General features: G+C 63.2%; 8 protein-coding genes and 1 tRNA gene. 5 read left to right on the plus strand and 4 right to left on the minus strand.

All coding sequences use genetic code 11. The features are described from left to right. The coding region (locus PQU96_RS09605; protein WP_272772123.1) for a type I secretion C-terminal target domain-containing protein at positions 1 to 6354 on the plus strand (6354 nt) is incomplete at its 5' end. A 172-nt stretch (positions 6355 to 6526) separates the two neighbouring features. After that, positions 6527 to 7717, plus strand: coding sequence for a sensor domain-containing phosphodiesterase (locus PQU96_RS09610; protein ID WP_272772124.1), 1191 nt, complete (start codon positions 6527 to 6529; stop codon positions 7715 to 7717). Between the two features lie 63 nt (positions 7718 to 7780). Here PQU96_RS09610 and PQU96_RS09615 read toward each other — a convergent pair whose 3' ends face one another. Genes PQU96_RS09615 through PQU96_RS09630 form a run of 4 tightly spaced genes read right to left on the minus strand, consistent with a single transcriptional unit; the run spans position 7781 to position 10405 of the window. Then, entirely contained in the window at positions 7781 to 8386 is a 606-nt protein-coding gene (locus tag PQU96_RS09615; protein ID WP_272772125.1) for a BON domain-containing protein, read from the minus strand. Continuing rightward, the gene (locus tag PQU96_RS09620; RefSeq protein ID WP_189375420.1) at positions 8383 to 8973 is read right to left on the minus strand and encodes a phosphoheptose isomerase; all 591 of its coding nucleotides are present in this window, start codon (positions 8971 to 8973) and stop codon (positions 8383 to 8385) included. Before PQU96_RS09620 ends, PQU96_RS09615 begins: the two co-directional genes overlap by 4 nt. A gap of 23 nt (positions 8974 to 8996) precedes the next feature. Continuing rightward, on the minus strand, positions 8997 to 9335 hold the full coding sequence (locus PQU96_RS09625; RefSeq protein ID WP_272772127.1) for a YraN family protein: 339 nt from the start codon (positions 9333 to 9335) through the stop codon (positions 8997 to 8999). Then, the gene (locus PQU96_RS09630; protein ID WP_272772128.1) at positions 9332 to 10405 is read right to left on the minus strand and encodes a penicillin-binding protein activator; all 1074 of its coding nucleotides are present in this window, start codon (positions 10403 to 10405) and stop codon (positions 9332 to 9334) included. Before PQU96_RS09630 ends, PQU96_RS09625 begins: the two co-directional genes overlap by 4 nt. A gap of 45 nt (positions 10406 to 10450) precedes the next feature. On the opposite strand from PQU96_RS09630, the gene rsmI reads away from it, so the two are divergent. From rsmI to PQU96_RS09645, 3 genes are all read left to right on the plus strand, one after another. Then, positions 10451 to 11338 carry a 16S rRNA (cytidine(1402)-2'-O)-methyltransferase gene (gene rsmI, locus PQU96_RS09635; RefSeq protein ID WP_373316287.1) on the plus strand — a complete coding sequence of 296 codons (888 nt, stop codon included), beginning with the start codon at positions 10451 to 10453 and terminating at the stop codon, positions 11336 to 11338. Positions 11339 to 11388: 50 nt separating this feature from the next. Continuing rightward, positions 11389 to 11473: transfer RNA gene (locus tag PQU96_RS09640), tRNA-Leu, on the plus strand. Positions 11474 to 11708: 235 nt separating this feature from the next. Continuing rightward, positions 11709 to 12479 (plus strand): TatD family hydrolase, encoded by a 771-nt coding sequence (locus PQU96_RS09645; protein ID WP_272772130.1) that lies wholly within the window; start codon positions 11709 to 11711, stop codon positions 12477 to 12479. Positions 12480 to 12558: the final 79 nt, after the last annotated feature.

The following is a 12558-nucleotide window of genomic DNA, read 5'->3' on the forward strand; positions in this document are numbered from 1 at the left end:
CTGACCTATACCGTCAGTCTGGTGGACAGCGACGGCAAGACCGTCGCTCTGCCGGCGGGCAAGGAAGTGACGCTGAACCTGGCGTGGAGCGGCGCGGCGGCCAACGATGGCGACACCGGCGGTCGTCCGGCGACCGTCACCCTCGGTGCCGACGGCACGGCCAGCTTCAGCGTGGACGCCAAGGACGACTACCTGCAGGAAGGCAGCGAAGGCCTGGTGGCGACCCTCACCGGCGCGGCCAGCAACACCGCGTTTGAAACCATCGCCATCTCCGACAGCAAAGGCTCGGCCAGCAGCGTGGTGACCGACGAAAGCGGCGACCCGCAAGACCCGCAGAACCCGCTGGACGGCGTGACCGCCCAGATCGTGGTCGACCAGGCTAGCGTGGCCGAAGGCGGCCAGCTGACCTACACCGTCAGTCTGGTGGACAGCGACGGCAAGACCGTCACCCTGCCAGAGGGCAAGGAAGTGACGCTGAACCTGGCGTGGAGCGGCGCGGCGGCCAACGATGGCGATACCGCCGGCCGGCCGGCGACCGTCACCATTGGCGCCAACGGCACTGCCAGCTTCAGCGTGGACGCCAAGGACGACTACCTGCAGGAAGGCAGCGAAGGCCTGGTGGCGACCCTCACCGGCGCGGCCAGCAACACCGCGTTTGAAACCATCGCCATCTCCGACAGCAAAGGCTCGGCCAGCAGCGTGGTGACCGACGAAAGCGGCGACCCGCAAGACCCGCAGAACCCGCTGGACGGCGTCACCGCCCAGATCTTGGTCGACCAGGCTAACGTGGCCGAAGGCGGCCAGCTGACCTACACCGTCAGTCTGGTGGACAGCGACGGCAAGACCGTCACCCTGCCAGAGGGCAAGGAAGTGACGCTGAACCTGGCGTGGAGCGGCGCGGCGGCCAACGATGGCGATACCGCCGGCCGGCCGGCGACCGTCACCATTGGCGCCAACGGCACTGCCAGCTTCAGCGTGGACGCCAAGGACGACTACCTGCAGGAAGGCAGCGAAGGCCTGGTGGCGACTATCACCGGCGCGGCCAGCAACACCGCCTTCGAGCAAATCGACATCTCCGACAGCAAAGGCTCGGCCAGCAGCGTGGTGACCGACGAAGCGATTCCGGGTCCGGAAGATACCGTGCTGATCAGCCTCAGCGGTCCGGGCAGCGTACTGGAAGGCGAGGCTACCGCCAGCTACAGCATTAACCTGAGCCAGAAGGCTGAAACAGACGTTACCGTCACGCTGAACTACAGCGGTACTGCCTCGGATGGTAGCGACTACATCAAGCAGATCGAAGTCAAGATCCCGGCAGGTGCCGATCACGCTGAATTCAACCTGTCCACGCTGGACGACGCCATCGCCGATAACGGCGAGACCATCATCGTGACACTGGGCCAGGCTACGGGTGGTGGCTTCGAAGCGATTGCGGCCAACCCGGCACAGTCCAGCGTCACTACCACCATCGTCGACGAAACAGGCAACGACCCGGAGATTCCGGGCGACAACGACAGCGCCTTCAGCCTCAAGCTGTTTGCGGCCAACGCAGACGGCAGTCTGCTGTCGGGAGACTCCAGTGTGTCGGAAGAAGGCGAAACCAGCGCCTACTACGTGGTGCGCGCTGTCGATGCCCAGGGCAAGGTGCTGACCACCCAGCCGGACGGCACTGTCAGCGTCAGCTTCGGCAACCTCGGCAGCACCAGCAGCAGCGACTACAGCGCCGGCAAGACCACGGTAGCGGTCGGTGAAGTGTTCAGCGCCAAGGCGGTGAACGATGCGCTGGCCGACAACGGCGAGCAGTTCCAGGTCAGCCTGAACGCCGGCAGCTATAGCGCGGCGGCCAACTACGAGAAGGTGGAGTACAACAGCGCCACCGTGACGACCACCATCGTCGATCAAGACATCGTCGTGGCCTTGCAGGAAGTGGTCGAGGGCAGTGCGGGCAATGTGCTGAATGTAGCCAGTGGCGTCGAGTTTGTTGGCCAAACCCAGCTGGGTGGGACGGTTTCGCTCAATGCGGCGGGGCAGTACGTCTACCAGGCCCCGGTGCGTGATCACTCGGATTCGGCAAGCGACGTTGACTCGTTCAGCTACACCAAGGCCGATGGCTCTACTGCGACCTACACCATCAATATTCTGGATACCAATCCGCTGGCCGCGAACGATTCGGGCACGGTCAACACGGGCCTGAATGTGCAGACCGCCGGTTCCAGCAAGCTGCTGGCCAACGATAGCGTGGTGGACAGCTCTGCGGCCAACGCGGCCAAGGTTTACACCGTCACCGGAGAAAACGGGGTAGCGACGGCATTGAGCGATGGCGAGGTGACGGTGGCCGGCAAGTATGGCGAGCTGACCGTCAAGGCGGATGGCAGCTACATCTATACCAGCAAGCTGGATACCGACATTAGCGCTGCAGAAGGTGCTGCGGCACTGAAGGCAAGCTTTGGTGTGTATGGCTTCCAGGATGGCTCGTGGCAGACAGGGGGCGGATTGAACCTTTCCGGCCTGACGGCGAATGCCAGCGCACTGGTCGATGTGCGGACCAGCGGCGGCAATGCCAAGCCGGGTATCGGCGTATCACAGGGCGGTAGCGGCACCAATGACATTGGTGGTGGCGAGACACTGGTCATCGGTCTGAAGGTGGCGTCCAGTTTTGTGCAGATCGGTATCAATGAGCTGAACAAGGGGCAGGGTGACGCAAGCTGGAAGGCCTACGATGCGAACGGCAATCTGGTGGACTCCGGTACGCTGGTTTCGACTTCCAGCAATGGCAGCTTGCAGAGCTTCAATATTTCCACCACGACCGCCTTCAAGTATGTGGTGCTGGGATACAGCGGCAACCAGAACGGTTATGTGATCGACTCCATCAAGTACACGCCGGCAGACGGCGCCGTGACGGAAACCTTTAGCTACACGGTGCAGGACAATGATGGCGACGTGTCCAATACCGCGACGCTGACCCTCAATGGCACGCAGTCGACCACGGTATCGCCTACGGCCCTGCTGACGACGGAGGATACGGATGTTGCCCTGAACTGGGCTGTGCTCGGTATTTCCGATGCCGGGGCAACCGTGCGCGTGTCCGGCAACCAGAACGGCAACGGTACCATTCAGTACAAGGATGCGAACGGGGTGTTCAAGGTGCTCGGCCAGAACGAGACCTCGACGTTCAGCAAGTCGGATATCGATGCGGGCAAGGTCAAGTTCGTGCCCAAAGAGCACGTATCGGGTGCCGACCTTTATGGCGACAACCAGGGTATCGGTAATAAGGGCAAGGATCTGGGCAGTATCAAGTTTGATGTGCTGAAAAATAACGTGGAAATTGCCCATGGCAAGGAGGTGGCCGTGGACGTGGTGCCGGTCGCCGACAAGCCGCTGTTGTCGCTGTCTGCTTACCAGAGTCTGGCGGCCATGGACTTCGATGGCGTGAACCTGGCGGGTGAGCCATGGAGCAGTGCGATCGACCTGAACACGGTGGGTGGTGCCAGCGGGATCGGCACATGGCAGGCGAATGGCTGGGGCAAGATCGAGGTCGGCAAAGAGTCGGTGTATATCCCTGGTGGCTCCGGCACTAACCAGGTACTGGAGATCGAGGGTGATAAGGGCGTCAGCCAGATCTACACCGACATCCAGTGCGAGGCCGGGCGTTTCTATCAGCTGAACTTCGATGTGGGTGCCCGTAGCGGTAGGCCGGTAGAGACCTGCGGCATGAAGATCCTGCTGGTACAGCTGGATGCGGGTGGCAACCCGATTGCCGGCTCGCAAAAAGAGCTGTTTGACTTTAGCCCGACGCAGCTTGGCTGGGCCAAGGGGCAGCAGCTTAGCCTCGGCATCGAGCAGAGCGGCGGCTATCGTCTGATCTTCCAGTCCAAAGATGCGGGCGATTCCTACGGCGCCATTCTGGACAATATCAAGTTCCAGGCGGTGGACAACAAGGGCTATGAGGATAGCTTCATCAAGCTCAGCGCCATTAACGCGGCTCTGGTCGATGTCGACGGCTCCGAAACGCTGTCTGTGGTGATCAGCGGCCTGCCAGCGGGGGCGGTACTGAAGGATGCGGCCAACCATGGCGCGACGGTCGGTCCTGACGGCACGCTCGATGTCAGTGGCTGGAGCCTGTCTTCCCTGCAGATCAAGGTGAACGAGCCGGGTCAATACAATCTGCTGGTGAAGGCAACGGCAACCGAAGTCGATGCTAGCGGCAAGGTGCTGGATACTGAAGAAAGCGAAATCACCCTGCCGGTAGAGGTGCTGAAGCTCAATGTGGCACCAGTAGAAACTACCCTGCCAAGCCAGGCTGATGATTCGACAGTCATCGAAGGCTCGACGACTTCATACGGCAGCATTCTGGCGAATGATGGCATCACGGGTGAGGTTTCCAAATTGTATGTGTCGCTGGATGGTGGCAGCACGAAGGTCGAGGTGGCCGCGGGCGGCACGGAACTCGACACCGGCCACGGCACGGTGACGATCCGGCCGGATGGCAGCTATACCTTTGTGGCCAAGGTGGTCGATCACACCGGTGACGCGGACAACAAGGTAAGCGACAGCTTCAGCTACAAGGCGGTGACCGCCAACGGTGAAACCGCATGGACAGCCGTGAGCGTGGCAGTGCTGGATACCAATCCTGTGGCGGTGGACGATTATGCCGCCGGTAGTGCGGCGGACACGAAGCTCAGCGGTAATGTGCTGGACAACGATGCGGCCGTGGATAGCGACAAGTCGGTGACCGGCTTCAGCTATATGGGCAAAGACTATGCCGCTGGCGAAACGACGGCCGACGGCCGTTTCACCCTGAATACCGATGGCAGTTATACGCTCAAAGCACTTACCGCAATGCTGAATGTCGCACCGACCGAGCAGCAGCTGGCTTCCGGCAAGGTCGGCAGTTTTGAGCTGACCGGCCTTAACAGCGCGCCGCCAGAGCGCATCACCAGTTTCAGCGCCGGCCAGAATCTTGGCTACAACAGCTCGGGGGCTGCCTCCGGCAAGGTAGGCTGGTCGGTGGATGCGGCGCATGACTCACGCCATACCGTGGATGGTGGCGAAACGCTGCTGGTCAAGCTGGGCGGGATAGCGACTCAGGTCACGCTGACCATTGCCGAGCTGAATGCCGGCACTGCAAGGCTGGTGGCTTACGATGCCGCAGGCAACAAGGTCGTGCTGGTGGACGACACGATCACCAGCGACGAGGTGGGCAAGAACGGCAAACCGGGTGACTTTACCGCCACCAGCAAGGACGGCACGGCCATTGCCTATATGGCCATGACGTACGAGGGCACCAGCAGTGATACCGGAAAAGGTAAGGACGACAGCCAGGGTTTCTTGCTGAAGGGGATGTCTTATACCGAGCTGTTGAAGCCGGCTAGCATCGAGTACAGCATGAAGGATACGGATGGCGACACCGACAAGGCCAGGTTGACACTGGACATGGCGCAGGTGGCGGGCAGCAGTGGCAATGACCAGATCACGGTACTTTACGGCGAAGCCGGCACGGGTCTCGATGTCTGGGCGCAGCTCCAGCCACCAAGCGGGGCAAGTACGCAGATGGTACAGACCGCCAGCACCAACCAGATCATCGACAGCAAGAGCGGGAACGATTACGTGGAAGGCGGTGCCGGTAACGACATCATCTATCTGGGTGATTCGGGTAGCGAAACCATTGCCGGTCATGCGCCGACACAGGCAGATGTGCTGAAGATGGGGCTGATGACGATTGATAACCTGAGTGACCTGGTGACCGATGCCTCTGACAACTCGTTGAGCACCGCCGCGCGGGCGTACGATCATGCGGCCAATACCTCCGGTATCGCCTGGGCGGATCTGGCGCATGGCGGCAGCGGCAACGACGTGATCCATGGCCAGGCTGGCGTGGACCTGATCTACGGTGGCAGCGGCAACGATACCCTGCTGGGAGGGAGCGGCGATGACGGTCTGCGAGGCGGTGCCGGTGACGACCTGCTGGTTGGTGGTCAGGGCAACGATGTGCTGCGTGGCGACCTCGGTATCGACACCTTCAAGTGGCAGCTGGGCGATCAGGGGACGAGCAGCTCACCAGCACGGGATATTGTGATGGACTTCCAGCAAGGTGATAACGGTGACATTCTGGATCTGAAGGATCTGTTGCAGGGAGAAAGCCACTCCGGAACTGATGTTGGCAACTTGGAGAGCTATCTCGATTTTGCCAAGGTCGGTAACGATACGGTGATTGATGTGAAAGCTGACAAGGGGAGTGTGACCCAGCAGATTGTGCTGCAGAATGTCGACCTGACGCATAACCTGCAAGGGCAGAGCCTGAGCGAAGCTGACATCATCAAGAACCTGCTTGCGGCAGGAAAACTGCATACCGATTAATTGCCAGTTGCGGTATCGGGCCGGTCAGGCCTGTCAGTGCTAATAACTGACAGGGCGACTGGCCTTTTTCATGGCTAAAGGTTGGGCTTGCGGCCAACCTCACTTAAACTGGAACAGCAATTGCTAGTCTGCGTACAACTTTTGCCGGAGCGTTGCTGTGAATAACATACCGATGCGGGATTCCCTGTTACTGAACTCCCACTTTCAGCCCATCTACAGCCTGGCGCACCGGCGCACGGTCGGCATGGAGGCGTTGTTGCGGGCGTCGGAGAACGAGGTCTCGCTGTCGCCGCTGGAGGTGTACCAGCGTTATATCCGCCGCGACGAGCGGGTGGCGATGGATCTGGCGGTGTGCGCCGCACATTGCCAGCGCTTTGCCGCTGCCGGCCATGCCCAGCGCTGGCTGTTCCTCAATGTCGATGCCATGACACTGTCCGATCCGGACTGTGCCAGCCAGCTTGGGCAAATCATTGCCGAGTCCGGCATCCCGCCGCAGCTGGTGGTGCTGGAGGTGCTGGAGCAGGCGATCGAGCTGGATGCCCGCTTGCTGGAGGGCGTGGCCTTGTTGCGGGAGCAGGGCTGCCTGCTGGCGATCGACGATTTCGGCGTCGGCCATTCCAATATCGATCGGGTGTGCAGCCTGGAGCCGGATTTCGTCAAGTTTGACCGCCACCTGCTGCGCAGCGCGGTAACGCAGCAGCGCACGCGCACTCTGTTGTCGCGTCTGGTGCGGCTGATGCACGAAATCGGTGCGCTGGTGGTGGTGGAAGGGGTAGAGAGTGACTCCGACGTGGTGGTGGCGCTGGATTCCGGTTGTGATCTGGTGCAGGGCTACTACGTGGCGCGCCCTGCCGCGGTGCCGGATAGCGACCAGCTGATTACGCCGCGACTCGACGCCAAGTGGGACGAGCTGATGAACCGCGAACTGCTGCGGCGCAAGCTCAACCGCCGCCAGCTGGAGTTGTCGCGTCAGGCCTTCGTGCAGACGGCGATTGCGTTGATGCAGGGCCGCGAGTTCGAGCTGGCGGCGATGCCGATGCTGCAGCTGCCGGACGTGATCCGCTGCTTCTTGCTGGATCAGGAGGGACGCCAGCAGGGGCGCAACCTCAACGCGAAGCGCAACGGCAACGGGGACAATCTGCGCTTTTCCCCGCTGGAGGACACCACCGGTGCGGTGTGGTCGCGGCGCGCCTATTTCCAGCACGCGATCGACCAGCCCGGCGTGCTGTACATGAGCGAACCCTATCTGTCGATGACCGATACCCGTATCTGCGTCACCCTGTCGATGGCAATCGAGATCGACGAGGTGCAGCACGTGCTGTGCAGCGACGTGCTGATGCCGGGGGCAGGGCATGGCCTGTAGCTACGGCTGCTGGACAGCAAAAAGGCGACCCGCGGGTCGCCTTTTTGTTTGCTGTGGTGTCGCTCAGTTACCGGGCTGGATGCTGGCCGCCGGGGTCTCGGCCAGCGTCTCGAACAGGGTGACCACCTGCTGCACGCCGGTGGTACGGCTGGCGACATCGGCGGCGGCGGCGCCTTCGTTGGCGGTGACCAGGCCGAGCAGGTAGACCACGCCGCGATCAGTCACCACCTTGATGGCTTGCGGCGGGTAGCCCTTGCCTTCCAGCAGGCGGGTGCGCACCTTGGTGGTGATCCACAGGTCGTTGTTCTTCTGCGCCAGCGTCGCCACCGGTGCGACCACCAGGTGGTTGTAGACGCGCTGCACGTTCGGGGTGCCGCGCACCATCATCTCGATTTCCTGGCGTTGCGCCTCGTTCAGCGCCTCGCCACTGATCAGCACCGCGCGGTTGTAGCTGGTGATGCTGATGCGGGCGCCGGCAAAGCGCTCACTGGTCTGGCGTAGCGATTTCAGCTCGATGGCCTGGTCCTCGACATAGGCGCCGCTGGTGCGGCGGTCGGTGGCCACCAGCGCACCGGCGGCCACGCCACCGGCAACCAGCGGGAAGCAGGCACTGAGACTGGCGGCGGCGCTGCTGGCCAGCAGCAGCGCGAGCAAACGGTTTTTCATCATTCTCCTCCGAGCAGCATGCAATCGATGGCATCGCACAGCGCATGGATCAACAGGATATGGACTTCCTGGATGCGTGCGGTGCGCAGGCTGGGTACATTCAGGTGGATGTCTTCCGGTGACAGGATTTCCGCGATCTGGCCGCCGTCCTTGCCGGTGAGCGCGATCACGCCCATGCCGCGTTCGTGCGCGGCATAGATCGCCTCAATGACGTTGGCGGAGTTGCCGGAGGTGGAAATCGCCAGCAGCAGGTCGTTGTGGTGGCCCAGCGCCCGCACCTGCTTGGAAAAGATCATGTCGAAATCGTAGTCGTTGCCGATGGCGCTGAGCACCGAGCTGTCGGTCGCCAGCGACATCGCCGCCAAGCCCGGACGCTCCTTCTCGAAGCGGCCCACCATCTCCGCGGCAAAGTGCTGCGCGTCGGCGGCGGAACCGCCGTTGCCGCAGGCGAGGATCTTGCCCTCGTTCATCAGGCTGCTGACCATGCGCTCGGCGGCCAGCGCCACGGCCGGCGACAGCTCGTCCATCACCTGCTGCTTGATGGCGATGCTTTCAAGGAAGTGTCCGCTGACACGTTCGATCAAATCCATGTGATTCCTTTGGTCGGTGGCGCTTAAGCGAAAATGTTCTTCAGCCACTGCGCCTGTTCGCCGCCATCGAACAGTACAGCGTCGAAACGGCAGGGGGCGTCAATGCGTTTGCTGCTGAGGTAAAGGTTGGCCGCAGTGTGCAGCCTGTGCTGCTTGGCGGTATTGATGCTGGCGGCGGCACCGCCGAAGTGGGCCGATTGCCGGGCGCGCACTTCGACGAATACCCAGTAGGCGCCGTCGCGCATCACCAGATCCAGTTCGCCCTGTCGGCAGTGCCAGTTGCGCTCCACCAGCGTCAGCCCCTGCTGCTGCAGGAAGCGGCAGGCGAGGGTTTCGTAGTGGTCGCCGCTGGCCTTGCTCATTGCGACTCGCCGCGAATGGCGGTCGGCAGCTCGCGCTGGATCACCCAGTCCTTGCCCACTTGCAGGTCGCCGGTGACGCCGCGCAGACGGATGCTGGCCGGATTGCGGTTCTGCCCCAGCGCCTTGCCGAGACGGAAGGCGTCCACTCCCAGTGCGTACAGGCGTTCGGTGGCCTTGGTCAGCGGTGTCGCCGGGCGGGCGATGCCGGCGGCGTCCGGGTGGTTGGGCATCAGGAACCACGGCATGTCGACGAAGCGCACGCCGTCCAGTGCCGGCGCCGCTTGCCGGGTATTGATCAGCGAGGTGGCGTAGGCGGGCAGCTCGGCCGGCAGCAGCGCGCGGCTGCCCTCGGCTTCCTTGTCGTCCAGCGCCAGGAACACGCTGTCGGCACCGGCCAGCAGCGTGCTCAGCTGCGCGCCGTCCGGTTGCGTCATGTTCAGTTCCAGCGGCGCGCCCGGATGGCGCTGTGCCCAGCTCTCGGCGAAGGCGGCACGCAGGCGCGCCGACAGCGCATCGTTATTGAACAGCACCAGCGGCGCCTTGCGGCCGTCGTCGCGCATCAGGCGCGCGATCTGGCGCGCCTCGCCTTCGACCGCCAGCGACAGGCTCCACACCTTGCCGCCGGCCGGCGCCTTGCTCAGGGTATTCAGTACCAGCGTCGGCACGCTGGCCTGTGCCGCAACGTTGGCCGCACCCTCGCGTGTCAATGGTCCGACGATCACGCTGGCGCCGGCCGCCAGCAGCTGCTGGTAGCCCTTCACCGCGTCGTTCTCGCTGGCCAGCGCGACGAAGCTGAGCTGGACACTGCTGTCCTGCTGCGCGGCGGCGTCGAAACCGGCCTTCACCACTTGGGCGGCGTCCCCCAGCTGCGGTGCCTCCACCGGCAGCAGCAGCCCCAGATGCAGGCGCGGCTTGTTGTCGCTGAGCTTGGCGGCGGGCGTGGCTGGTGCCGTGACGGCCGGGGTGGCCAGCGGCGCGGAGGCAGCATTGGCGCCGATATTGCGGAGCGTTTGCTGATTTTGCTGAATGATATAGCCCGGCGACTGGGCAGCGGCTACACTTGCCGCCATTAAAACGGCTGTGCCGGATAACCAGGGAGCCAAAACGTGCAGACAATGCTTGATCACTTGATGAGTTCTGCCCAGGAAACGTTTGTCAACGGGTCATTATATGTGTTGGCCACGCCGATTGGGAATCTGGCTGATGTGACACTGCGCGCCATTGCCGGGTTCCACGCCGCGGACATCGTTCTGGCGGAAGATACCCGCGTCACCGGCAGCCTGCTGGCCGCCTACGGCATCAGCAAGAAACTGGTCAGCCTGCGCGAACACAACGAGCGCGAGATGGCGGCCAGAGTGATCCGCTGGCTGCAGGAGGGCAAGATCGTGGTGCAGGTGTCGGACGCCGGCACGCCGGGCATTTCCGATCCCGGCGCCCGCCTGGCGCAGGCGGTGTGGGCCGCCGGCCTGCGCGTGGTGCCGGTGGCCGGTGCCTCCGCGGTGATCACTGCCCTGTCCGCCAGCGGGCTGGATACCGCCCGCTTCCTGTTTCACGGCTTTTTGCCGCCCAAGCGCGGCCAACGTTGCAAGACACTGCAGCAATGGCAGGACGCCGACTACGCGGTGGTCTGCTATGAGGCGCCGCACCGCATCCTGGAGTGCGTGGAGGATGTCGCCGCCACCCTCGGTGGCGAACGGCCGCTGATCCTGGCGCGCGAGCTGACCAAGACCTTCGAGACCTTCCTGCGCTTGCCGGCGGCTGAACTGGCCGAGCGCATCCGCAGCGACAGCAACCAGCAGCGCGGCGAGTGCGTGCTGATCATCGATGCTGCCGCGCCGGTGGCACAGACGGCGGACAGCCTGCCGGCACCTGCGCTGGCGCTGCTCGCCGAACTGGCGGCGGTGCTGCCGACCAAGCAGGCGGCGGCGATCGTGGCGACGCATTACGACCTCAACAAGAAGCAGCTGTACGAGCGCGTGCTGCAGCTGAAAGTGGCGGACTGAGCTTTACAAGGCGTAACGGCGCTTATACAATGCGCGTCTTGGATTTTTTCGCCCGGGTGGCGAAATTGGTAGACGCAGGGGACTCAAAATCCCCCGCCGCAAGGTGTGCCGGTTCGAGTCCGGCCCCGGGCACCACGAAAAAATCTGAAGCACCGCATCAAACCCGCACAGCACAGGCTCTGCGGGTTTTTTGTTGTCCGCGTTTTGCCGTTCTGTACTGGCCTTCTTCAGTATGTGGCCGCTTACGGTCGGCTATAAACACAGCGCAGGGTGCGGATTGCGGCCACACCTTGATGGGGCCTCGCGGCTGAGCGTCTTGCTGTGGACGTCGCCACGGTGGCGTGCTTATCCACCCGGAACAGGATTCCCCATGTCACTTGTCGATACCCATTTGCATCTGGATGCGCCGGAGTTTGCGGCCAACCGTGAGCAGCTGTGGCAACAGGCGCGTGCCAGTGGCGTCAGCCATGCCATCGTGCCGGCGGTGATGGCGGATACCTTTGACGAGGTGCTGGCGATGCGGGAGCAGTTCGGCGTCGATGTCGCCTTCGGCCTGCATCCGCTGTACCTGGCGCGGCATCGGGACGAGCATCTGGAGCGGCTGGCTGACTACCTGGCGCGACAGCGCCCGGTCGCGGTTGGCGAGTGCGGGCTGGACTTCTTTGTGCCGGGGCTGGATCCGCAGCAGCAGGAATACTGGCTGCAGGCGCAGCTGAAGCTGGCACGACGCTTCGAGCTGCCGGTGATTTTGCACGCGCGCCGCTCGCACGACCGCATCCTCAAATACCTGCGCCAGCATAAGGTACCCGGCGGCGTGGTGCACGCGTTCAACGGCAGCGTGCAGCAGGCGAATGCTTTCATCGAGCTGGGGTTCTGCCTCGGTTTTGGCGGCGCGATGACCTATCAGGGCTCGCAACGTATCCGCAGGTTGGCCGCAACGCTGCCGCTGTCGGCGATCGTGCTGGAGACCGACGGGCCGGACATCCCGCCGGAGTGGGCGCCAGCGCAGCCGAACACGCCGGACAATCTGCCCCGGATCGCCGCGGTGCTGGCGGCGCTGCGCGGCGTGCCGCCGGCCGACATCGCTGCCAGCACCGCAGCGAATGCGGCGCGGGTGTTCCCGGCCATGCGGTTGCAGTAACGCCCGTACCGATCGCCCGGGCGGCGGACGTAAAAAAAGTGGCCGGATTAACCGGCCACTTTGCGTTGGGCGGGGCTGC

The organism is Vogesella margarita (assembly GCF_028548475.1).
Lineage (GTDB): Bacteria > Pseudomonadota > Gammaproteobacteria > Burkholderiales > Chromobacteriaceae > Vogesella > Vogesella margarita.